This window comes from Spongiactinospora sp. 9N601 (assembly GCF_044326295.1).
GTDB lineage: Bacteria > Actinomycetota > Actinomycetes > Streptosporangiales > Streptosporangiaceae > Spongiactinospora > Spongiactinospora gelatinilytica.
Genome location: NZ_JBIRBB010000001.1, coordinates 425,249 through 446,801, shown reverse-complemented (window position 1 = coordinate 446,801; position 21,553 = coordinate 425,249). Strand labels below are relative to the sequence as shown.

Sequence of the window (21,553 nt, the reverse complement as noted above, 5' to 3'; positions counted from 1 at the left end):
GTCAGGGCAGCGCCAGCATCCGGTCCAGGGCGACCTTCGCCCAGTGGGCGGTGTCGGCGTCGACGGTGATCTGGTTGACCACCTGACCGGCGGCCAGCGACTCCAGCGCCCACACCAGGTGCGGCAGGTCGATGCGGTTCATCGTGGAGCAGTAGCAGACGGTCCGGTCCAGGAACGTGATCTGCTTGTCGGGGAACTCCTGGGCCAGCCGCTTGACCAGGTTCAGCTCGGTACCGATCGCCCAGGCGCTGCCCGCGGGCGCCTCGCGCAGCTTGCGGATGATGTACTCGGTGGAGCCGACATGGTCGGCCTTGAGGACCACCTCGTGCCGGCACTCGGGATGGACGAGCACGTTGACGCCGGGGATGCGCTCCCGTACGTCGTCCACGCACTCGGGGGTGAAGCGCCCGTGCACCGAGCAGTGCCCCCGCCACAGGATCATCTTGGCGTCGCCGAGCTGCTGCCTGGTCAGGCCGCCCTCGGGGCGGTGCGGGTTGTAGACGACGCAGTCGTCGAGCCCCATGCCCAGCTCCAGCACGGCGGTGTTGCGGCCGAGGTGCTGGTCGGGCAGGAAGAGCACCTTGCGCCCCCGCTGGAACGCCCACTCCAGGGCCCTGCGGGCGTTGGAGGAGGTGCACACCGCGCCGCCGTTGCGCCCGCAGAACGCCTTGATGTCGGCGCTGGAGTTCATGTACGTGATCGGCACCACCTGGTCGGCGATCCCGGCGTCCTCCAGCGCCTCCCAGCACTCCTCCACCTGGTCGAACGTGGCCATGTCGGCCATCGAACACCCGGCGGCCATGTCGGGCAGCACGACCCGCTGGTCATCGCCGGTCAGGATGTCGGCCGACTCGGCCATGAAGTGGACGCCGCAGAAGACGATGTACTCGGCGTGCGGCCGGGCGGCGGCCTCACTGGCCAGCTTGAACGAGTCCCCGGTCACGTCGGCGAACTGGATGACCTCGTCGCGCTGGTAGTGGTGGCCGAGTACGAACAGCCGGTCGCCCAACGCCTCCTTGGCCGCCCGCGCCCGCGCCACCAACCCTGGATCCGACGCCGCCGGCAACTCTCCCGGGCACTCCACACCCCGCTCACTGTGCGGATCACGGCCCTGGCCGAGGACGAAGAGCGGAAGTCCGGTCTGGGTGGTCGTCACGACCATCCCCCCTTATCGTCGAACTGACGACTAATGATTACACACCATCTGTCGGATTCCGCCCGGGGGTACCCCTTCCGGCACATGGGGTCCAGGACCACCACGACACCTGCCACCAACCCCCGACCCGCCGCCCTTTGAGCGCGCTCCGCGCGCCCAATGGGCCTCGCCGACGCTCGGACGATCTTTCTTGGGCCGGGCTTCGCCCGGCGTACGGCAGGCCCGCTCTCGCCGTCCGCCGCGTTCGGTTGTGGTCTGGTGTCTGGGTTTCGCATGTGTCGTGGCTGTTCGCCGTTCCCGCACCGACTTGAGAACCGCCGCTTCGGTACGACCACGCCGTTGGCCGACTCCCGGCCGTCACCGTCTCGGCCGTTGGGGCCTGCCTCCAACGGGGCGGCGCGCTCCGCGCGCCCAAAGGGCCTCGCTGACGCTCGGACGATCTTCCTCGTGCCGGGCTTCGCCCGACGTGTTCGGTTGCGGTCTGGTGCTCGGTGTTTCGCGCGTGCTGCGGTGGCTCGCTCGTTCTGGCACCGGCCGAGACGGCCGCTCATTCGGTACGAGCGCGCCGTTGACCGGCAGGCCGCCGCTACCTCTGGTGCGCGAGGCGAAAGATCGCTAGGCGGTCGGGCCGCGCGGATCTTCGAGCGCTACATCTGGCAGACCTGTCCATGCGTCTCTGGGCTCCCTTGCCCCTACCTCCGCGGCCAATGGTCCCCGGCCTGGGCGTTGATCGCCTGTCCGTTGCGTTTGGGCAGGTCGGATATGTGGACGCGGGTGTACTTGGCGGTCTGCACGCGAGGTTCGATGCGATGATCAGGAGCGGCTGCTCTCTTCGTCTCCGCTTTCCGGCGAAAGATCGCAACGGGCTATCGCCCATCCTCGCCGGTCATGCTGCGAATGGTAACCGCCGTACTAGCACGTTAAAGGCTCTTCACCATAGCCTGAGGTCGTCGATGCTCAGGAAGGGGCGGGGCCCATGCGCGAGATTAGCACGATAGGCAGGCAACTCAAGATGATCCGCGCTGAACTCGGCATTAGCCAAGAAATACTCGCAGAAAGGGCCGGCCTGTCCAAGGATCTGATATCCAAGCTTGAACAAGGTGTCCGCCGGTCCTGCCGCATCACTTCATTAATGAAGCTGGCCAATGCCCTTGATGTCGAAGTATCCGAGCTGACTGGAAGGCGCGAGCGCCTGGGTAGCGACCGCGATGGGGGCAGCGTCCTGGCCATCCGGGACGCCGTCCTGTCGCCCGTCCTTCTTCCCGGCATGCACGGCCTGGACGTCGCCGACGAAGACGAGCCGACTCCCTCCCCGGTACTGGACGCGGCAGTCTCCAAGGCGTGGGATCAGTACTGGCGCGGAGATTTCGGGCCGCTCACTGCGGCTCTTCCCGGACTCATCGCGGAAGCACGCCTCTCACAGCGATCCTTCGGCGCGGTAGCAGCCGGGCATCTCGCCCAGGCATATCAGCTTACTGCGAACCTGATGGTCCATCTCGGGAAAACCGAACTTGCGCTCGTATCGGCCGAGCGAGCCATCCGCGCCGCGACCCAAGGCGACGATCAATGGTTGTGGGCGTCCGGTCACGCCACCTACGCCTGGGTTCTGGAACATCAGGCCCGGCTCGCAGAAGCCGAGGCGCTCGCTGTCCGGGTCGCCAAAGAAATCGAGCCGCAATTCAGCGCACCCTCCGGACATGTAGCGGTGTGGGGCAATCTTCTCATTACCGCTATCGGCGCGGCGGCCCTGCAAGCCGACAACGTCAGCGACCGGGTCACCGCTTACATCCAACTCGCCGCCGCCGGCGCCAAGCGTCTGGGGCGTACCGTGGCGGCCTACCAGACCACGTACGGTCCGACGAAGGTCGCCGTGAACGAGGTCCACGCCTGGGCATTGCTGCGAGAGCCGAAGGGCGCCCTGGAGGCTGCGCACAAGGTACAACCGGTTGACCTTCGCCCTATCGCCTACGGCCATCACCTGCTCGACGTCGCCCAGGCGTTGATGGATACGCGGCGCCTGTCCGCTGCCGAGGCCCGGCTGACCGAGGCGGAGCGGTTGTCCCCGGTGTGGTTCAGGCACCAAGGGGCGGCGCGGTCGCTGGTACGTGAGATGCGCGATGCGAAGGCCCGTCCCTCGTCGAACGTGCGACGTCTGGCGCGTGCTGTCGGACTTGATTAGGACGCCACGTCATATGTGATCGATCGACCACTCCCCGTGTCTGACGGGCCGTCGCAGGGGCCGGTGATTTGGCTCGCCAAATCTGACGGGATGTCCGTAGCAAGGGGGTGACACGCGGCCTAGCCTGCGAACACATGGCGGAGCCTGTCGAGACGCTGGGAACGCTCGGCGGGCTGCCTGGCCGCAAAGGTGGTGCGACCTGTGAGCGATGCTGAATCGGCTGTTGTCCCCAAAGGGGCATGCCCGGATTCACCCCCCAAGACGACGACCTGTTTGTCGTGTGGGAGGTGGACGCCGGTGAATTCGGTGTGGGCGGCGTGACCAAGGATGAGGTCACTGCTGACCAGGCGATGTTCGACGCCCTCGAAAGCTTCCGGCATGGGCGGGGCCGGGTGCGGTACGCCCGACTGGTGCCCGCCGAGCAAGGGCCCTGCTCGAACTATTGGTATGGCACCACTTTGGTCACCGCGCACCGTGTGGACGGCGTGACCGTTGCAGTCGTCGGGGATGCGTGGGAGGTGACCTTGTGAACGGGGGTGGCGGCGTGGCGGGGGAGTGCAGAGCGCCATCGTGCCGCGCGGCGGGCCGGTCGGTGGCCCGCGGGTGCGGACGGTGCCCGGTTGCAGCCCTCACCGCCTGCGCCATCCACACCATCCGCGATGCGCGGCGGGCCCGCCTGATCGCCTCAGAGTCGTGCTGCGCCACACAGGGAAGCGCTGGCCTCTGTGCCCGCGCGGGCGGGCGGCCCGCACCCGGCACCCGCCCGCCCGCCCGCGTCCCTTGCCGGGGGCAATGGACGATCTGACGCCCCGTCCGCGCGTCCACCTCAAAGCAATCGAGGCCGCATATCCCGGCCGGCGCATCCTCGGGCGCCGGAACTGGCGGTGGGCTACCAAGTGCGCCCCGCCGACCGAAGCGCAGAAGGGGGCGGTGGTGCTGTATCAGTTCACCCGGCTCGGGCCGTTCGAGCTGGTGGCTGCGCCGAACGTGCAGCACGGCATTCTCGCCCGGCTGGGGGCCGCCCGATGGCCGTAGCGTCGGCGGTGTCGTCTGGGGGCTATCGTGGCGGCCGAGACGATCTTGCAGCGTGAGATCCAGCGGGTCCTGACCGCCTCCATGGCCAAAGCCGTCTATACCCCGAGCGAAGAGCTGCTTGAGGTCGCCGCCACGGCCGGGCTTCCGGTCGACCGTGTCCGCACTTACATGCTGCTTGAGGCGTTCAAGTGGGCGATCGCGAATGACTGGCCGTCCGAATCGCCTAACTGATCTGACTGCAGAATGCCCGGCCGCAGTGATCCTTCGCATTATGGTCGCGGAGCAACCTGCGGCCGGGCCCCTAACACGGCCCTGGGGGCTGGGAGCCTCGTCGGGCAACCCGGTCTGATGGCGGCGGGGCCCTCTGGGCCTGCGCCGGCGCGTTCCGTCGGTACAGGCCCTCATCGCCGGCGCCCGTATGGCGGGCTGCTCCAGGGCCTGAAGTGTTTCCTGGCACGCCCGCAGTTCCTTGTACGGTTTCTGCGGCGACTGCCGGGTACACCCCGGCGTTGCGCGCCTCGCGGTCGGGTCGGCGTCGCCGAGCGTCGTACCAGCCGAGGTCGTCGCCTTGGCGCGTGGTCCTGATCGTCATATCCACCAGTCGGGATAGTCGGTTGTAGGTCGCGGAGCCGGACGGGCTGCCCGTCGAGAACGAGGCCGGTCACGCGGCCCCACTCTTCGAGTACGACGCCAGCCGGGCGGACAGCGCGGCCCCGCCAGAGGGCGGCGTTGACCGGGCTTGCCGTACGTCGGGCGGAGCCCGGCATGAGGAAGGACAGGCCGAGCGCCAGTGAGGGCCATTGCGCGTGAGCGCATCCCCGCCGGAGGCAGGGGTGACACCCAGAGGGCGGGCCGCCGATCAGGACCGGCCTCGGGCCCCCGCGAGCGGAGTGAGCGCGTTCTGTGCGAGCGGAGCGAGTGTCAAGGGATGCAGGGAGCGCAACCACGCACGGCCCGGGCGCGGTCGTGTCCGGAGTGACGAGCGATGGAGTGAGGGAGCGAGGGACGAGCGAGTGAGCGACTGAGCGAGGAGCGGAGGACGCGGCCTTGAAGGCGCCCGGGCCCGCGCGAGCGGAGCGAGCGCCATGGGCACAGCCCCGCGCGAGCGCGTTTGAGCGCGTTCTGCGCGAGCGGAGCGAGTGTCAAGGGATGCAGGGAGCGCAACTACGCACGGCCCGGGCGCGGTCGTGTCCGGAGTGACGAGCGATGGAGTGAGGGAGCGAGGGACGAGCGAGTGAGCGACTGAGCGAGGAGCGGAGGACGCGGCCTTGAAGGCGCCCGGGCCCGCGTGAGCGGAGCGAGTGCCATGGGCACAGCCCCGCGCGAGCGGAGCGAGTGCCATGGGCACAGCCCCGCGCGAGCGGAGCGAGTGCCATCGGCACGGAATGTGTGGAGGAAGGTGGGTGTTGGTAGCGTCTAGGTAGGACGTCAGAAACAGACAGCCGCCTTCGGGGGCTGATCCAGACGCGGGAGTCAGCAAATGACGGTTGAGAGCAGCGAGACGACGCAGCAGGGCCTGATCCTGACCGACGCGGCCGCCGCCAAGGTCAAGAGCCTGCTGGAGCAGCAGGGTGAGGAAGGGCTCAGCCTGCGCGTGGCCGTGCAGCCGGGTGGCTGTTCGGGCCTTCGCTACCAGCTCTTCTTCGACGACCGCTCCATGGACGGGGATGTGGTTTCCGATTTCGGCGGCGTCAGCGTGGTCACCGACCGGATGAGCGCCCCGTACCTCACGGGCGCCTCCATCGACTTCGTGGACACCATCGAGAAGCAGGGCTTCACGATCGACAACCCCAACGCCACGGGCTCCTGCGCCTGCGGCGACTCGTTCAACTAGCGGGGCCGGTCCTCGCGACCTGAGGGCCCCATGATCACAGGCTGGTCATGGGGCCTGTTCGCGTTGGGCGGGAGACGCGGGCGGCATACGGTTCGCGGCCCGCCGCGGTACGCGTCCGGAGCGAGATCCACGGCATGACCCTCGGTGCTGCTTTAACATAGTCTTGCGGAGCTCGTCGAAATCCGGCCCGTCCCCAGGGCGCGGGCCACAGCAAGATGCAGACAACGAGGAGAAGAACCCCGTGCGCATCGCCGTCACCGGCTCCATCGCGACCGATAATCTGATGACCTTTCCCGGTCGCTTCGGCGATCAGCTCATCGCCGAGCAGCTCGACCGGGTGTCGCTGTCGTTCCTCGTGGACGACCTTCAGGTCCGGCGCGGCGGGATCGCCGCCAACATCGCCTTCGGGATGGGTTGTCTCGGCCTGACGCCGATCCTGGTCGGCGCGGTCGGCGCCGACTTCGCCGACTACCGGTCCTGGCTGGAGCGCCACGGAGTCGACTGCGACTCCATCCACGTCTCCGAGCTCCACCACACCGCCCGGTTCCTGTGCACCACCGACCAGGACCACAACCAGATCGCGTCGTTCTACACCGGCGCGATGGCCGAGGCGCGGGAGATCGAGCTGGGCCCGGTGGCCGATCGGGTGGGCGGCCTGGACCTCGTGCTGGTCGGCGCCAACGACCCGGACGCGATGCTGCGGCACACCGAGGAGTGCCGTCAGCGCGGCATCCCGTTCGCCGCCGACCCCTCCCAGCAGCTCGCCCGGATGGAGGGCGAGGACATCCGTACGCTCGTCGAGGGCGCGACCTACCTGTTCACGAACGAGTACGAAAAGGCGCTCGTCGAGCAGAAGACCGGCTGGTCCGATGAGGACGTCCTGGCGCGGGTGAAGGTCAGGGTGACCACGCTGGGGCCCAAGGGCGCGCGCATCGATCGCGCGGGGGAGCCGCCGCTGCACATCCCGCCCGCGCCGGAGAAGGCCAAGGTCGACCCCACGGGCGTCGGCGACGCCTTCCGCGCGGGGTTCCTGGCCTCGGTGGGCTGGGGCCTGCCGCTGGAGCGGTGCGCCCAAGTGGGCAACCTGACCGCGACGCACGTGCTGGAGCACGTGGGCGGCCAGGAGTACGAGCTGGCCCGGCAGGAGTTCCTGGACCGGCTCGGCTCCGCCTACGGGGCCTCGGCCGCCACCGAGGTCGCCGAGCACATCCGCTGCCCGCACCCCTGACCCACGGCGGTCCGCACAGCACAGACGTCAACGGACGGCAGAGAGCCACGACCGCTTTCTGCCGCCGTGCCGTCGCCGTCGCTGCTCCGATGCCGCTCCGAGGCCGCCGTCAGGACGGCGCGTAGATGCGGCTCACCAGTTCGGCGAGCTTGTCCGAGGGCAGGTGCCTGGCCAGGTCGGCCTCGCTGATCATGCCGATGATCTGGTCGTCCTCCAGCACCGGCAGCCGCCGGATCTGATGCTCCTCCATCTTGGCCAGGGCCTCGTCGATCGTGGCGTCGGAGCCGACCCAGACCAGCCCGGCCGCGAGGTCGCCCGCCCGTGTCTTGGCCGGGTCCCGGCCGGCCGCGATGCAGTCGACGACGATGTCCCGGTCGGTGATGATGCCCCGGAGCCGCCGGCCGTCGTCGCTGATCGGCAGTGCCCCGACGCCGAGTTCGCGCATCAACTGGGCGGCGCGGTCGAGGGTCTCGTGCGCCTCGATGCAGCGCGCGCCGGGATGCATGACGTCCTTGACCGTGGTGGCGCTCTGCGCGGTACCCATCGTGATTCCCCCCGAAAGTCGGATGAGCGGCTTTCAGGGGCGACTACCCGCTTTGGTACAGGCCAGGCTCAGGCCAGGCTCAGTAGTTGCGCCGGACGTGGATCGCCCAGCCGCCCTTGGGCAGCTCGTACGTCGCCACGTGCGGGTGCGACTTCAGCCGGCACCACGCCGGTACGTCCGTGTACGCCGCCGGATCGTCCGCGAGCACCGCGACGATCGCGTTCAGCGGCACCGAGCGGATCTGTTCGGCGAGCAGGATGATCGGGATGGGGCACTTCTTGCCCAGCGCGTCGATCGTCAACGCGGGCTCCTGCGCGGCCTCTTCCCGTGTGGTGGCCTGCCAACGCGACATCTACCAGCTCACCCCTGCTTCCTGGCGGATACGGCGCACGGTCTCAGGAAGGAGGGCGAGGAACCGGTCCACGTCCGCTTCCGATGTTCCACTGGGCAGCGATACCCGGACATTTCCATGCGTAAGCACACCCATCGCTTCCAAAACGTGCGATGGACGAAGCGTACTCGCCGTGCAAGAACTTCCTGACGTTACCGAGAAACCCGCCTTGTCAAGTTCGCGAAGCAGCGCCTCGCCCTCAACATAAAGGCACGAGAAGGTCACGATGTGCGGGGCGCGATCGACCGGTTCGCCGATCACCTCCACATCGGGGATCGTGGCGGCGACGGTACGCCGGATCTTGTCGATCAGCGCGGCCAGCCGTTCCTGCTCCCCGGCCTCGGCGACGCGGGCCCGCAGCGCCGCCGCGGCGGCCAGGACGCCCGGCACGTTCTCGAAGCCGGGCACCCGCCGGGCCTCGCGCTCGTCCTCCGGCAGCGGCGAGCGGTACCGGGTGCCCTTGCGCACGGCCAGCACCCCCACGCCGGGCGGGCCGCCCCACTTGTGCGCGCTCGCGACGAGCACCGACCAGCCGGGCGGAACCGGCAGCCGGCCCACCGTCTGCGCCGCGTCCACCAGCAGCGGCACCCCGGCGTCCTGGCAGGCCGCGGCGGCCTCGGCCACCGGCTGGAGCGTTCCGACCTCGTGGTTGGCGGTCTGCAGGCAGGCCAGGGCGGTGCCGGGCGCGCTCACCGCGCGGGCGAAGGCGGCGGCGTCGACCGCCCCGGTACGGCCGACCCCGACCGTCTCGACCGTGCCGCCGTCCCGCTCGTGCAACTGCGCGGCGTGCAGCACGGCGGAATGCTCCACCGCGCCGACGACGAGATGCCGCCCGGCGCGTCGCCGTCCGTGTAGGGTGCCGAGGACGCCGAGATGCACCGCCTGGGTGCCTGACGTGGTGAACACCACCTCGTCGGGCCGGGCGCCCAGCACCTCGGCGATCTCCGCGCGGCCCTGGTCGAGGAGCAACCGTGCCCGGCGGCCGGAGCCGTACAGTCTCGCCGGGTCGGCCCAGCCGGTTTCCAGTGCCATCAGCAGGGCCTCTCTGGCCTGCGGGTGCAGGGGCTCGGTAGAGGCGGCATCGAAGTAGGCCACAGCGTGACACTAACGGGGGCTGCGCAGAGGGGCGAACAGGGTTGGCGCTAATGTGTCCACATCCAAACCGTGCTTGTGAAGCTTATGAAATCGACCGCCCAGGGATCGACTCCCTGGGCTGCATCTGTGGGGTAGGCGATCCGTGAGTCCGACCCGCCGTGCGACACGGCGTTCGTTGGCCCGTCGCAGGGTGCCACGTGCCGCCGTTCTGGCGTTGCTGCTGGCCTCGGCGACGGCATGCAGTAATGAAGTTGCGGCCGAATGGTCGCGTGGCGGCATGCCCGAATCCGTGACCAGACAGGGCGACATCGTCCAGAGCCTGTGGAACGGCTCTTGGATCGCGGCGCTCGGCACCGGCGCGGTCGTCATCGGCCTCATCGTGTGGGCGTGCATCTTCCATCGCAAGAAGAAGCACAGCGACCAGGAGTTGCCGCCGCAGGTCAGGTACAACCTGCCGATCGAGATCCTCTACACGATGGTCCCGGTCATCATGGTCGCGGTGTTCTTCTACTTCACCGCCAGGGACCAGAACGAGCTCGGCAAGATCTCCGGTACCGCCGCGGTGAAGGTGCGTGTGGACGCCTTCCAGTGGAGCTGGCGCTTCACCACCGACTACAACAACCAGAAGGTCAGCGTGATCGGCCGCCCGGCGAGCAGTTACCAGGCGCCCGAGGCCCCCGAGCTGGTGCTGCCGGTCGGCTCCAAGGTCGAGTTCGACCTGCGCTCGCCCGACGTGATCCACTCCTTCTGGATTCCCGCCTTCCTGTTCAAGCGGGACGTGATCCCGGGCGTTGAGAACAACAGGTTCGAGGTCGACACGCTGACCGAGACGGGCGTCCACGCCGGTCGGTGCGCCGAGCTGTGCGGCTACGACCACAGCCGGATGCTGTTCCGGGTGAAGCTCGTGGAGAAGGCAGAGTTCGACAGGTACATCGCCGAACAGGCGAGGAGCACGCAGTGACCGCCATCAACGAACCCCTACGCCAGACCATCACGCCGGTGCCCACCCGCAAGGGTTCGGTCATCGCGCGCTGGGCCTCCTCCACGGACCACAAGATCATCGGTCACATGTACCTGATCACGTCGTTCGTGTTCTTCCTGATCGGCGGCGTGATGGCGCTGATCATGCGGGCCGAGCTGGTGGCGCCCGACCTGCAACTGGTGACCAGGGAGCAGTTCAACCAGCTCTTCACCATGCACGGCACGATCATGCTGCTGCTGTTCGCGACCCCGCTGTTCGCCGGGTTCGCCAACGAGCTGATGCCGCTGCAGATCGGCGCGCCGGACGTGGCCTTCCCGCGCCTGAACATGGTGAGTTACTGGATGTTCCTGTTCGGGGGCATCATCACCATCAGCGGCTTCGTGACCCCGGGCGGCGCGGCCAGCTTCGGCTGGTTCGCGTACACGCCGCTGTCCAACGCGGTCAGCTCTCCCGGGCCCGGCGGCGACCTGTGGATCATGGGGCTGGTACTGGCCGGGCTCGGCACGATCCTCGGCGCGGTCAACTTCATCACCACGATCATCTGCATGCGCGCGCCCGGCATGACGATGTTCCGGATGCCGATCTTCACCTGGAACGTCCTGCTCACCTCGATCCTGGTGCTGCTGGCCTTCCCGGTGCTGGCCGCCGCGCTGCTGGCCCTGGAGGCCGACCGCAAGCTCGGCGCGCACATCTTCGACCCCGGCAACGGCGGCGCGATGCTGTGGCAGCACCTGTTCTGGTTCTTCGGGCACCCGGAGGTCTACATCATCGCGCTGCCGTTCTTCGGCATCGTGACCGAGGTGCTGCCGGTCTTCAGCCGCAAGCCGGTCTTCGGCTACATCAGCCTCGTCGGCGCGACCATCGCCATCGCCGGCCTGTCGGTCACCGTGTGGGCGCACCACATGTTCCCCACGGGACAGGTACTGCTGCCGTTCTTCTCGTTCATGACGTTCCTGATCGCGGTACCGACCGGCGTGAAGTTCTTCAACTGGATCGGCACCATGTGGCGCGGGCATCTCACCTTCGAGTCGCCCATGCTGTTCTCGGTCGGGTTCTTGATCACGTTCCTGCTGGGCGGCCTGACCGGTGTCATCCTGGCCTCGCCGCCACTGGACTTCCACATCAGCGACACCTACTTCGTGGTCGCCCACTTCCACTATGTGGTGTTCGGCACGGTGGTGTTCGCGATGTTCGCCGGATTCTACTTCTGGTGGCCGAAGTTCACCGGCAGGATGCTGAACGACCGGCTGGGCAAGGTGCACTTCTGGACGCTGTTCATCGGCTTCCACACCACCTTCCTGGTGCAGCACTGGCTGGGCGTGATCGGCTTCCCGCGGCGGTACGCCGACTACAGCCCGATCGACGGATTCACCAACCTGAACGTCATCTCCTCGATCGGGGCGTTCGTCCTCGGCGCGTCCACGCTGCCGTTCCTGTACAACGTGTGGCGCACCTGGCGCTCGGCGCCGAAGGTCACCGTGGACGACCCCTGGGGCTTCGGAAACTCGCTGGAGTGGGCCACCTCCTGCCCGCCGCCGCGACACAACTTCACCTCGCTGCCGCGGATCCGCTCTGAGCGTCCCGCGTTCGACCTGCACTACCCGCACGTCACGGCCAAGTCCAGAGGCCAGTTGGAGGAGATGAGCCAATGAAGGTTCAGGGCTGGCTGTTCCTGCTCTGCGGCGTGTTCTTCGCCCTGGTGGGCGTCATCTACTGGTTCTGGTCGGGCGAGCCGGTCGGCACCACGGCGCTGGCGATCTCCGTCGCCTTCGCCTTCATGATCGGCTACTACCTGATGTTCACCGCGCGCCGGATCGGGGCGCAGCCGGAGGACGACAAGAAGGCCGAGATCAGCGATGGCGCGGGGGAGATCGGCTTCTTCAGCCCGCATAGCTGGTGGCCGCTGTTCGTCACCCTGTCGGCGGCGCTGGCGTTCGTCGGCTTCGTGATCGGGTGGTGGCTGTTCATGATCGGTGTGGCCTGCGTGATCATGAGTTCCATCGGCTTCGTGTTCCAGTACTACCGCGGGCACTTCTCGCACTGATCAACTCTCCCGCCGGATAAAGCGCGTCACAACGGGTGGTCGAACCTCATCGATCACCCGTTTTGGCGTTCTTTGCCGGTGAAGTACAGCATTACGAGCACTCTTGCCGTCACTGTGGGTAATAACCCCGATAGTGGGCGGGCCTGGCATGTCAGGCTCGACGGGGGGAGTCACAGGTGGGGCACGCAATCCGGGTATCGGCACATGGCGCGGGACTGCTCGTACTGGCCCTGACGGCTTCGTGTTCGTCAGGTGCCACCGCCTCGGAGGGCGAACGCAAGGCCCCCGACGCGCGGGTCACCGTCGTCCCGGCGAACTCGGCGGGCAATGTGGCGCCGGACACGGCCGTCGTCGTGTCCGCGCAGCACGGCACCATCTCGGAGGTGAGCGTCACCTCGCCCAAGGGGGCCCTGAACGGCGTTTTCAGCGCCGACCGCACCCAGTGGCGCAGCAGGGACGTCGGCACGCCCGGCACCACCTACACCGTCACGGCGGTGGCCGCCAACGCCGACGGCAAGGCCACCCGGGCGACCAGCACGTTCTCCACGGTGACGCCGAAGAGTGCCTTCAAGGTCGAGAACATCCTGCCGCACAAGGACGACACCGGCCTGACCGTGGGCGTCGGGATGCCCATCATGATCTCCTTCGACCGGGAGATCACCGACCGGGTCGGCGTGGAGCGCCACCTGATCGTCCAGTCCTCCAAGCCGGTCCTGGGCGCGTGGCACTGGTTCGACGACAAGACCGTGCACTTCCGGCCGAGGACCTTCTGGCCGGCCGGCACCAAGGTACGGCTGATCGCCCGGCTGGCGGGCGCGCACGGCGGCGAGGGCATGTACGGGACCAAGAACCACGTGCTCGACTTCAAGATCGGCCGCTCGCAGATCACCAGCGGGAGCCTGAACGACCACGTCATGCGGGTCAAACGGAACGGGAGGGTGATCCGCACCATCCCGTTCAGCGCCGGGCGGGGCGGGGTGATGAAGTACCACACCACCAGCGGCGTCCACCTGGCCATGTCCCGTGAAGGGGTCACCGTGATGACCTCGCCGGACGCCGGGCCGGGGCAGGCGGGCTACTACCAGCTCACGGTGTACAACACCGTCCGCATCTCCAACAGCGGGGAGTACATCCACAGCGCGCCCTGGTCGGTCGGCTCACAGGGCAACTCCAACGTCAGCCACGGCTGCGTCAACGTCAGCCCGTCGCACGCCAAGTGGTTCCTCGACAACACGCTGATCGGCGACCCGATCATCCTGACCGGCTCGCCGCGCCGCCTGGAGCCGCTGAACGGGTGGGGGCACTGGCAGGAGAGCTGGCCGGAGTGGCTGCGCTGGACCAGCCTGGGCTCGGGCTTCACCACCGATCCCTACACCGCCTCCTGAGCCGCCTCGGGGCGCCCGCTGCCAGGCCCGCTGCACTGTGTCCGGCGCGGCAGGAGGCCATACCACCGGCCCCCGAGGGCTCGTGTGACACCCCTGCCCCACGGCCGGCGAGGAGGCCGGTACGGCCGCCAGAGGCGGGACGACCCTTGCGGCCCCGCGCGTGGCCGGTCGCCGGAACGGCCGCTAGGGTGCGGAAGCGGAGCGCCGGTGGGAGGCGGGACGACCCGTGTGTGGCCGAAGGCCGGGAGGTGTCGAGGTCCGGCCCGCTCTAAGGCCCGGGTTCGGAAGGGCGGGTGGCCCGCGGGCGGATGCCGGTGGGCCGTGCAGGGCCGGTGTCGTGGTACGGACAACGGGCGGGCACGGCCGTTGGGGTGGTACCGAGGCCGGCGGTGGCGTCTCGGCCGTCCAACGGCGCTGTGACCCCCGCGGTGGGGGTCACAGCGCCTCGCGGGACGCCGCCCGCCGGGCCTCTGGTGCTACGGAGGCGGGGCTACTTGATGATCCCGCAGGCGAAGCGTCCGCCCGCGTCGCCGGTGCGCTTGGTGGCGTCGTCGGGGCCGTTCGGGGCGTAGCGCTCGGGGATGTGGGCGAGGTTGTCGGGCAGGGCGTGAATGATGATCGCGCTGCCGTCGGCGTCGTTGAGCTGGCTCAGCCGGAACTTGTCGGTCACGACGCTGGCCGAGCTGGTGCCGTCGCCGGCGGCGAGCAGCGGCGGAAGGTCGCCGGAGTGCGCGCCGTGCGTGCCCTGGCCGAGATTGAAATGGCCGCCGGCGGTGAAGAAGGGCGAGACGTTTCCGGTGGAAGGGTCGACCGCTTTGGGGTCGCACACGCCGGTGGCGTGGATGTGGAACCCGTGGAAGCCTTCGGACAGCCCGCGCGCCGAGACGGTGACGCGGGACTTGCCGAATCCCTGGTTGGCGATCGTGAGGCGGCCGATGGCGTTGCCCTCGACGTCGCGGATGACCGCAGAGGAGGTATGCCCTCCCTGGGTCGAGGTGGCCTCGGCGATGGCGGAGACGCCGACGGCCGCGACCCCCGCGGCGAGCACGGTGGCGATGGCCAGATGAGTTCTGCGGAGCGGCATCACGAACCTGTCCCTCTGAAGAAAGCGTTTCGGTCTTACCGAGGGTAAAGGAACGCGTTTGGTCAGTCGTCCCTATTTGAATAGGGATTGCATATCATTTTTCAATGGTTTCGGGTTATAGGTCAACCGTAATAAAGACCACGAAAGGGCCCGGGATAGGACATCCCGGGCCCCTTGCGCGTTGTGGCGACGCGCGTTCCGCCGTGGTCAGCGGTCCAGCGACCGGCCTTCGCCGGCCGCTCCGACGGCGGCGTGCTCCTCGTGCTCCCCGATCTCCTCGTGGGCGCCGTGGTCGTCGCCGTGCGGCTGGTCCATCGGGATCTTCTCCCCGCCGTACGACCGGCTCATCCGCCCGCGCAGGCGGCCTAGCGGGCCGCGCATGCCCTTCGGCGGAATGCCCTTCTTGTCCGAGCCGTCGGGGAGCGCCGGGATGGGCGTCTTGCCGCGCATGTGCGCCTCGATGTCCTCGGCCGGCGGCACGTGGACCTCGATGAACTCACCGTGCGGCAGGCGCTTGATCACACCCGACTCGACACCGTGGCCGATCACCTCGGCGTCCTTGCGCTGCAGCCCGAGGCACATGCGGTAGGTGATGATGTACGCCAGGATCGGCCCCACGATGATCGCGACCTGACCGAACCTGGTGATCGCGAACAGCGAGATGTGGAAGTTGGCCGCGAGTTCGTCGTTCGCGCCCAGCAGCCACAGCAGGCCGTAGAACGTGATCGCCGACATGCCGATCGAGGTGCGGTGCGGGTTGTTGCGCGGCCGGTCGACGACGTGGTGCTCGCTCCGGTCGCCGGTGACCCACTGCTCGATGAACGGATACAGCGCGAGCCCGGTCATGACCAGCCCCAGCGGTAGCAGGGCCGGGATGATCACGCTCATCGGCAGCGTGTAGCCCAGGACGTTGATCTCCCAGGCCGGCATGATCCGCAGCGAGCCTTCGAGGAAGCCCATGTAGAAGTCGGGCTGCGAACCCGCCGAGATGTCCGCAGGTGTGTACGGGCCGAACAGCCAGATCGGGTTGATCTGGGCGAACGTGCCGAGCCCGGCCAGGATCGCGAACGTGAACAGGAAGTACGAGCCTGCCTTGAGCGCGAAGGACGGGAAGAACGGGCCGCCGACGACGTTCATGTTCGTGCGTCCCTTGCCCGGCTGCTGGCTGTGCTTCTGCACCCACATCAGCACCATGTGCGCGGTGACCAGGGCCACCAGGATGCCGGGGATCAGCAGCACGTGCAGGGTGTAGAACCGGGAGATGACATCCTCGCCTGGATATTCCCCGCCGAACAGGAAGAAGGAGACATAGGTGCCCACCAGTGGCAGTGAGATCGCCACGCCCTGGGTGATCCGCAGGCCCGCGCCGGACAGCAGGTCGTCCGGCAGCGAGTAGCCGGTCAGGCCCTCGGCCAGGGCCAGCGTCAGCAGCAGGACGCCGATGATCCAGTTGAGCTCACGCGGCTTGCGGTACGCGCCGGTGAAGAACACCCGGAGCATGTGGGCCATCATCCCGGCGACGAACAGCAGCGCCGCCCAGTGGTGGATCTGGCGGATCAGCAGACCGCCGCGCACCTCGAAGCTGATGTGCAGCGAAGACGCGTACGCCTCGGACATCATCACGCCGCGCAGCGGCGCGTAGGGCCCGTCGTAGATGACGTGCCCCATGCTGGGCTTGAACCAGAGCGTCAGGAACGTGCCGGTCAGCAGCAGGATGATGAACGAGTAGAGCGCGATCTCACCCAGCAGGAACGACCAGTGGTCGGGGAAGACCTTGCGCATGTTGCGCCGGATGAAGTTTCCGGCGCCGATGCGCTCGTCGAGGTAGCTGCTCGGTCCTGAGACGGCCTTGGGGATTTCAGCGGTTTCTGGCCGGTTGCCGGTTTCGGTGCTCATACCTGGCCTCCCTTCTGCCGGTACTCCGCCTCGGCGTCACCGCGCTCCCAGAAGCTGGGGCCGACCGGGACCGGGAAGTCCCCCGTGGCGATGAGGTAGCCCTCCGCGTCCACGTCGATCGGAAGCTGGGGAAGCGGCCGGGCCGCCGGGCCGAAGATCACCTTGGCGCCGTCCGTGGCGTCGAACGTCGACTGGTGACAGGGGCAGAGGATGTTGTGCGTGTTCTGCTCGTACAGAGCCGCGGGGCACCCGACGTGGGTGCAGATCTTGGAGTAGGCGACGATGCCGTTGTAGGTCCAGTTCTTGTTCGTCCCGGACTTGATCTCCTCGGGCCGCAGGTTGACCAGAATCACCGTGGCCTTGGCGAGGACGGTCAGGTCGTGCTCGTACCCCTCGGGCACCACCGACAGCAGGCCGCCGGGGGTGTTGAAGTCGGCGGCCCGGATGGGCTGGCCGGTGCCCTCGACGACGAGCCGCAGCGGCTTGCCGTCCTTGGTCTTCTCACCCCAGACCGTGTGCCGGAGCGTGGTCTCCGGCAGCGGGCCGAGGTCGCGCAGCAGCACCACGGGGGCCAGGCCCAGCGGGGCCACCGCGGCCAGCAGCGTACGCCGCAGCAGCTTCCGCTTGACGAAGCCGCTCTCCTCCACACCCTGCACGAACTTCTCGGCGACGTCGCTCCTGACCTCCCGGTCGGAGGCCATCACGTGCCGCTCCTGGACGACGCTGTACTTCGGCAGCACCATCCGCGCCCAGACCACCATGCCGAGGGCCAGGCCGAGCAGGGCCAGCGTCAGGGTGCCGCCGAGCGCGAGGTTGGAGGCCGCGGTGCCGTCCAGGTCGCCGACCTGGAAGATCACGTACGAGGCGATGAAGCCGATGCCCGCCAGGAAGGTGATGGTGAAGCACAGGGCGGCGAGCCGCTCGCCCTTCCTCACCGTGCGCGGGTCCTGCGGCTTGACCCCGGCCACGACGGCGGGCGCGGCGGGTGTGTCCTCGCCGAGCACGGCCGGCTCCGTGGCCGCGGGTGGAGTGCCGATGACGCGCTTGGGAACGCGCTCTTCCGGCCGTTCGATCTCAGGGTTGTGGTCAGTCATTGGCCTGTCGCCTCTTCGCGGTGATCCAGATGGCTGCGAGCACAAGGCCGCCGATGCCCACGATCCAGGCCACCAGGCCCTCGGTCACCGGGCCGATCCGGCCGAGCCCGAAACCGCCCGGGTCGGTCTGCTCGCGGACGCTCACGATGTAGGCGATCATGTCGCGCTTCTGCTGGGGGGTGATCGTGGAGTCGTTGAAGACCGGCATCGCCTGCGGGCCGGTGATCATCGCCTCGTAGATCTGGGCGGGGGAGGAGCTGTTGAGGTTGGGGGCGTACTTGCCCTGGGTGAGCGCCCCGCCGGCGCCGGCCCAGTTGTGGCAGCTGATGCAGTTGGCCCGGAACAGCTCGCCGCCCTTGGCCGGGTCGCCCTTGGCGGGGTCCACCTGGTCCTTGCTGGGGACGGTCGGGCCGCCGCCGAGGGACTGGACGTAGGCGGCGATCTGGTCGATCTTCTTCTGCGTCACCCAGGCGGGCAGCGGCTTGCGCGGTACCTGGGCGCCCACCGTGGTGGCGGGCATTCGCCCGCTGCTCATCTGGAAGTCGACCGCCGCGGCGCCCACGCCGACCAGCGTGGGCCCCTCCGCGGTGCCCCGTGCCTCGGGCCCGTGGCAGGTGAGGCAGTGCGACTTGAAGAGTTCCTCGCCGGCCTTCACGTCGTCGACCTTGCCCGACGCGATCGCCGCGTCGGCGCTCTGGCTCTTCGGGGAGAAGGCCGCATAGCCCACGCCCAGCAACGCCAGTGCGAGAAGCAGGACGGCGTATCTCGCGAGGGGATGCCGCCGCCTAGCGGTGATCCTGGTCACAGAGATCCCCGTTCCTGTTACTTGATCACGTAGATGGTCATAAAGAGGCCGATCCAGACAACGTCGACGAAGTGCCAGTAGTAGGACACGACGATCGCGCTGGTCGCCTGCTCATGGGTGAAGCGCTTCGCGGCGTACGTGCGTCCCAGCATGAACAGGAACGCGATCAGTCCACCGGTCACGTGCAAGCCGTGGAAACCCGTGGCCAGGTAGAAGATGGAGTCATAGGCCGAGTGGGAGAGGGTGTGCCCCTCGCCGGCGAGCTGGCCGTACTCGTAGACCTGGCCGATCACAAAGACCAGACCCATCAGGAAGCTGACGGTGTACCAGAAGCGCAGCTTGCTGACCTGGCCCTTTTCCGCGGCCCACACGCCCATCTGGCACGTCACACTCGACAGGACCAGGATGATCGTGTTGACCGTTGAGAACGGGACGTTCAGGTGAGCCTCGGGCCAGTTCTGGCCCTGGCCGATGGTCACTGACCGGATGGTGAAGTACATCGCGAACAGCGCCGCGAAGAACATGAGCTCAGAGGACAGCCAGACGATCGTCCCGACGCTGACCAGGTTCGGCCGGCGAGACGAGTGTGCTGTCGTCGTCGTGATTGCGGATGCTGTCGCCACGGGCAGCATTATTGCGGCTCTCCTGGTCGGGTCGCCGCACGACCCCCCGTTAGGTGGAACAAAGCGCACACCAACAAGGGCAAACCGGACAATTGCCTGGCTAGCGCCTCCAGCCTGGGTATCCACCCGCCTCGCCCGGTACGATCCCTGTTGACCATACCTCTTGGCCACGCCGCGGCACCCGACGGCCGGCGGCCCGCCAGGAGACACCGATGTTGGAAGCGAGCATCACCTTGGGCACCGAACCGGCCGCGGACGTCAAGATGAAGGTCCTCGTCTACAGCGACGACTCCGCCACCAGAGAGAAGGTACGCCTGGCCATCGGCAGGCGGCCCGCCGCCGACGTGCCGGCGGTGGAGTTCGTGGAGTGCGCCACGCAGCCCAAGGTCCTGCAGCACTTCGACTCCGGCGAGATCGACGTGGCCGTGCTCGATGGCGAGGCGCGGCCCGCGGGCGGCATGGGCGTCGCCCGCCAGGCCAAGGACGAGGTCTACGACTGCCCGCCGATCTGCCTGGTCGTCGCCCGCCGCGATGACCGCTGGCTGGCCAACTGGTCGCGCGCCGAGGCCGTGGTGGCCCAGCCGCTCGACCCGATCGTCCTGGCCGAGGCCGTGGCCGACCTGATGCGGCAGCGGCTCGCCCGTACCGCACTGCCCGCGCGGCCCGCGCGGCCCGCCGAAATCCCGCCCGCCCGGTAGCCGTTCGGCGGCACCGCCGGCTCATGACTGGAGATCCCATGGACGCGCGCACCACGTGGCCCGCGCTGCTGTCGGCCCTGCTCGCCGGAGAGCACCTCACCACCGACGAGACGGCCTGGGCGATGAAGGAGATCATGACGGGGTCGGCGACTCCGGCGCAGATCGCCGGCTTCGCCGTGGCGCTGCGCGCCAAGGGGGAGACGGTGGCCGAGGTCACCGGCCTGGCCCGGGTCATGCTCGACCTGGCCACCCCGCTGCGGGTGGAAGGCCCGGTGGTCGACATCGTGGGCACCGGCGGCGACCGTGCCCACACCGTCAACGTCTCGACGATGGCGGCGATCGTCACCGCCGCCACGGGGGCGCGGGTGGTCAAGCACGGCAACCGCGCGGCCTCCTCCTCCTGCGGGGCGGCCGACGTGCTCGAACACCTCGGCATCACCCTGGAGATGTCGCCCGACGACACCGCCGCCGTGGCCGTCGAGGCGGGGATCGCCTTCTGCTTCGCGCCGGCCTACCACCCGGGCTTCCGCTTCGCGGCGCCGCCGCGCAGGGAGCTGGGCGTGCCGACGTTCTTCAACTTCCTCGGGCCGCTGACCAATCCGGCCAGGCCCGCGGCGCAGGCGATCGGCGTCTTCGACGCGCGCATGCTGCCGGTGGTGGCGGGGGTGTTCGCCGAGCGCGGGGTCTCGGCGCTGGTGTTCCGCGGCGACGATGGCCTCGATGAGCTGACCCTCGCGACCACCTCCACGGTGTGGGTGGTCGGCAACGGCACGGCCACCCAGGTCACCTTCGACCCCGCGTCGATCGGCATTCCCCGGGCGAGCGTCGAGTCGCTGCGCGGCGGCGACGTCGAGTTCAACGCCCAGGCCGTACGCGACCTGGTGGCCGGCAAGCAGGGCCCGGTCCGCGACGCCGTACTGCTGAACGCCGCGGCGGGCATCGTCGCCGCGTCCGGCACGGCCACCGGCGACGACCTGAACACCGCCATGGCCGAAGCGCACACCCGCGCCGCCGAGGCCGTCGACTCCGGAGCCGCCGCCACCATCCTCGCCCGCTGGATCACCACCAGCCAAGCCCACAGCGCCCCCCGCCCCTAGCCCTCCACCGGACGCCGGACGACCGCACCCATGGCACCGGCCGGGTGTTGGTCATCCTGCCCGTCGGCGTGCCTGACTCCGTCGCTACGGACCGCTGTTTGCGGTCGGCTGCGCCTGTAGCGACGGCCGGTCCTGGCCGTCCTGCTTGTCGGCGGGCCTGGTTTCGGGGGTGTGGGTTTCTGAGTGGTGGTGGGCCGCGTCTGTGTCGGTCTGGGCTTGTCAGCGTGGCTCTCGGTGGCTCCGACTCTAGGGGCGCGGCCCGCTGGATTGCGGTCGGCCGCGCGCGGTGTGGCGGCGGGTCCTGGCTGTTGGGCCGGCCGCTGCCGGCGGCCCCTGTGCCTGAGTCCACCGTTCCCGTAGCGACGGCAGGTCAGCGTCATCCT

Annotated in this window: 21 protein-coding genes; 12 read left to right on the top strand and 9 right to left on the bottom strand. The window is 68.6% G+C overall.

All coding sequences use genetic code 11. From position 1 onward, the window contains the following. Nucleotide 1: 1 nt before the first annotated feature. Nucleotides 2–1,162, bottom strand: coding sequence for a quinolinate synthase NadA (nadA, locus tag ACH34R_RS01920; RefSeq protein ID WP_397559533.1), 1,161 nt, complete (start codon nucleotides 1,160–1,162; stop codon nucleotides 2–4). A gap of 970 nt (nucleotides 1,163–2,132) precedes the next feature. On the opposite strand from nadA, the gene ACH34R_RS01915 reads away from it, so the two are divergent. From ACH34R_RS01915 to ACH34R_RS01890, 6 genes are all read left to right on the top strand, one after another. Then, on the top strand, nucleotides 2,133–3,335 hold the full coding sequence (locus ACH34R_RS01915) for a helix-turn-helix domain-containing protein (RefSeq protein ID WP_397559532.1): 1,203 nt from the start codon (nucleotides 2,133–2,135) through the stop codon (nucleotides 3,333–3,335). Nucleotides 3,336–3,574: 239 nt separating this feature from the next. Further along, nucleotides 3,575–3,865, top strand: a complete 291-nt coding sequence (locus ACH34R_RS01910; RefSeq protein WP_397559531.1) for a hypothetical protein — start codon at nucleotides 3,575–3,577, stop codon at nucleotides 3,863–3,865. Nucleotides 3,866–4,127: 262 nt separating this feature from the next. Continuing rightward, the gene (locus ACH34R_RS01905) at nucleotides 4,128–4,370 is read left to right on the top strand and encodes a hypothetical protein (RefSeq protein ID WP_397559530.1); all 243 of its coding nucleotides are present in this window, start codon (nucleotides 4,128–4,130) and stop codon (nucleotides 4,368–4,370) included. A 27-nt stretch (nucleotides 4,371–4,397) separates the two neighbouring features. Further along, entirely contained in the window at nucleotides 4,398–4,601 is a 204-nt protein-coding gene (locus ACH34R_RS01900; protein ID WP_397559529.1) for a hypothetical protein, read from the top strand. Between the two features lie 1,249 nt (nucleotides 4,602–5,850). After that, a complete protein-coding gene (locus ACH34R_RS01895) occupies nucleotides 5,851–6,204 on the top strand; it encodes an iron-sulfur cluster assembly accessory protein (RefSeq protein WP_111165752.1) in 354 nt (117 codons plus the stop codon). A 241-nt stretch (nucleotides 6,205–6,445) separates the two neighbouring features. Next, the gene (locus ACH34R_RS01890) at nucleotides 6,446–7,432 is read left to right on the top strand and encodes a carbohydrate kinase family protein (protein WP_397559528.1); all 987 of its coding nucleotides are present in this window, start codon (nucleotides 6,446–6,448) and stop codon (nucleotides 7,430–7,432) included. Nucleotides 7,433–7,541: 109 nt separating this feature from the next. On the opposite strand, the gene ACH34R_RS01885 is transcribed toward ACH34R_RS01890, so the two are convergent. The 3 genes from ACH34R_RS01885 to ACH34R_RS01875 form a co-directional block, all read right to left on the bottom strand. Next, entirely contained in the window at nucleotides 7,542–7,976 is a 435-nt protein-coding gene (locus ACH34R_RS01885; protein WP_397559527.1) for a CBS domain-containing protein, read from the bottom strand. Between the two features lie 79 nt (nucleotides 7,977–8,055). Further along, entirely contained in the window at nucleotides 8,056–8,328 is a 273-nt protein-coding gene (locus tag ACH34R_RS01880) for a sulfurtransferase TusA family protein (protein ID WP_111165749.1), read from the bottom strand. Further along, nucleotides 8,329–9,462: a cysteine desulfurase family protein gene (locus ACH34R_RS01875; protein WP_397559526.1), complete on the bottom strand. Its 1,134-nt coding sequence runs from the start codon at nucleotides 9,460–9,462 to the stop codon at nucleotides 8,329–8,331. A 277-nt stretch (nucleotides 9,463–9,739) separates the two neighbouring features. On the opposite strand from ACH34R_RS01875, the gene ACH34R_RS01870 reads away from it, so the two are divergent. The 4 genes from ACH34R_RS01870 (at nucleotide 9,740) to ACH34R_RS01855 (ending at nucleotide 13,873) form a co-directional block, all read left to right on the top strand. Beyond that, entirely contained in the window at nucleotides 9,740–10,423 is a 684-nt protein-coding gene (locus ACH34R_RS01870) for a cytochrome c oxidase subunit II (protein ID WP_397559525.1), read from the top strand. Further along, nucleotides 10,420–12,096 carry a cytochrome c oxidase subunit I gene (gene ctaD, locus ACH34R_RS01865; RefSeq protein ID WP_397559524.1) on the top strand — a complete coding sequence of 559 codons (1,677 nt, stop codon included), beginning with the start codon at nucleotides 10,420–10,422 and terminating at the stop codon, nucleotides 12,094–12,096. The genes ACH34R_RS01870 and ctaD overlap by 4 nt, the downstream gene beginning before the upstream one ends. Then, nucleotides 12,093–12,488: a cytochrome c oxidase subunit 4 gene (locus ACH34R_RS01860; protein WP_397559523.1), complete on the top strand. Its 396-nt coding sequence runs from the start codon at nucleotides 12,093–12,095 to the stop codon at nucleotides 12,486–12,488. Before ctaD ends, ACH34R_RS01860 begins: the two co-directional genes overlap by 4 nt. A 176-nt stretch (nucleotides 12,489–12,664) precedes the next feature. Further along, entirely contained in the window at nucleotides 12,665–13,873 is a 1,209-nt protein-coding gene (locus ACH34R_RS01855; RefSeq protein WP_397559522.1) for an Ig-like domain-containing protein, read from the top strand. A gap of 490 nt (nucleotides 13,874–14,363) precedes the next feature. Here the strand turns inward: ACH34R_RS01855 and ACH34R_RS01850 are convergent, their stop codons facing one another. The 5 genes from ACH34R_RS01850 to ACH34R_RS01830 form a co-directional block, all read right to left on the bottom strand. Further along, nucleotides 14,364–14,957, bottom strand: a complete 594-nt coding sequence (locus ACH34R_RS01850) for a superoxide dismutase family protein (protein ID WP_111165744.1) — start codon at nucleotides 14,955–14,957, stop codon at nucleotides 14,364–14,366. Between the two features lie 207 nt (nucleotides 14,958–15,164). After that, the gene (locus ACH34R_RS01845; protein WP_397559521.1) at nucleotides 15,165–16,853 is read right to left on the bottom strand and encodes a cytochrome bc complex cytochrome b subunit; all 1,689 of its coding nucleotides are present in this window, start codon (nucleotides 16,851–16,853) and stop codon (nucleotides 15,165–15,167) included. Next, nucleotides 16,850–17,947: a Rieske 2Fe-2S domain-containing protein gene (locus ACH34R_RS01840; RefSeq protein WP_397559520.1), complete on the bottom strand. Its 1,098-nt coding sequence runs from the start codon at nucleotides 17,945–17,947 to the stop codon at nucleotides 16,850–16,852. Before ACH34R_RS01840 ends, ACH34R_RS01845 begins: the two co-directional genes overlap by 4 nt. Beyond that, entirely contained in the window at nucleotides 17,940–18,752 is an 813-nt protein-coding gene (locus tag ACH34R_RS01835; RefSeq protein WP_397559519.1) for a c-type cytochrome, read from the bottom strand. The genes ACH34R_RS01840 and ACH34R_RS01835 overlap by 8 nt, the downstream gene beginning before the upstream one ends. A gap of 17 nt (nucleotides 18,753–18,769) precedes the next feature. Further along, nucleotides 18,770–19,384, bottom strand: coding sequence for a heme-copper oxidase subunit III (locus ACH34R_RS01830; protein ID WP_397559518.1), 615 nt, complete (start codon nucleotides 19,382–19,384; stop codon nucleotides 18,770–18,772). Nucleotides 19,385–19,587: 203 nt separating this feature from the next. Here ACH34R_RS01830 and ACH34R_RS01825 point away from each other — a divergent pair, with 203 nt between their 5' ends. Next, nucleotides 19,588–20,073 carry a hypothetical protein gene (locus ACH34R_RS01825; RefSeq protein WP_397559517.1) on the top strand — a complete coding sequence of 162 codons (486 nt, stop codon included), beginning with the start codon at nucleotides 19,588–19,590 and terminating at the stop codon, nucleotides 20,071–20,073. 38 nt (nucleotides 20,074–20,111) lie between these two features. Then, a complete protein-coding gene (trpD, locus tag ACH34R_RS01820; RefSeq protein ID WP_397559516.1) occupies nucleotides 20,112–21,170 on the top strand; it encodes an anthranilate phosphoribosyltransferase in 1,059 nt (352 codons plus the stop codon). The last annotated feature ends 383 nt before the right edge of the window (nucleotides 21,171–21,553 follow it).

Excerpts from the sequence above, each read along its gene's own strand:
- ACH34R_RS01885 (WP_397559527.1), bottom strand. The coding sequence starts at position 7,976 with ATGGGTACCGCGCAGAGCGCCACCACGGTCAAGGACGTCATGCATCCC.
- nadA (WP_397559533.1), bottom strand. The coding sequence starts at position 1,162 with ATGGTCGTGACGACCACCCAGACCGGACTTCCGCTCTTCGTCCTCGGC.
- ACH34R_RS01840 (WP_397559520.1), bottom strand. The coding sequence starts at position 17,947 with ATGACTGACCACAACCCTGAGATCGAACGGCCGGAAGAGCGCGTTCCC.
- ACH34R_RS01845 (WP_397559521.1), bottom strand. The coding sequence starts at position 16,853 with ATGAGCACCGAAACCGGCAACCGGCCAGAAACCGCTGAAATCCCCAAG.
- ACH34R_RS01870 (WP_397559525.1), top strand. The coding sequence starts at position 9,740 with ATGCCCGAATCCGTGACCAGACAGGGCGACATCGTCCAGAGCCTGTGG.
- ACH34R_RS01860 (WP_397559523.1), top strand. The coding sequence starts at position 12,093 with ATGAAGGTTCAGGGCTGGCTGTTCCTGCTCTGCGGCGTGTTCTTCGCC.
- ACH34R_RS01880 (WP_111165749.1), bottom strand. The coding sequence starts at position 8,328 with ATGTCGCGTTGGCAGGCCACCACACGGGAAGAGGCCGCGCAGGAGCCC.
- ACH34R_RS01895 (WP_111165752.1), top strand. The coding sequence starts at position 5,851 with ATGACGGTTGAGAGCAGCGAGACGACGCAGCAGGGCCTGATCCTGACC.
- ACH34R_RS01850 (WP_111165744.1), bottom strand. The coding sequence starts at position 14,957 with ATGCCGCTCCGCAGAACTCATCTGGCCATCGCCACCGTGCTCGCCGCG.
- ACH34R_RS01910 (WP_397559531.1), top strand. The coding sequence starts at position 3,575 with ATGCCCGGATTCACCCCCCAAGACGACGACCTGTTTGTCGTGTGGGAG.
- ACH34R_RS01905 (WP_397559530.1), top strand. The coding sequence starts at position 4,128 with ATGGACGATCTGACGCCCCGTCCGCGCGTCCACCTCAAAGCAATCGAG.
- ACH34R_RS01830 (WP_397559518.1), bottom strand. The coding sequence starts at position 19,384 with ATGCTGCCCGTGGCGACAGCATCCGCAATCACGACGACGACAGCACAC.
- ACH34R_RS01825 (WP_397559517.1), top strand. The coding sequence starts at position 19,588 with ATGTTGGAAGCGAGCATCACCTTGGGCACCGAACCGGCCGCGGACGTC.
- ACH34R_RS01915 (WP_397559532.1), top strand. The coding sequence starts at position 2,133 with ATGCGCGAGATTAGCACGATAGGCAGGCAACTCAAGATGATCCGCGCT.
- trpD (WP_397559516.1), top strand. The coding sequence starts at position 20,112 with ATGGACGCGCGCACCACGTGGCCCGCGCTGCTGTCGGCCCTGCTCGCC.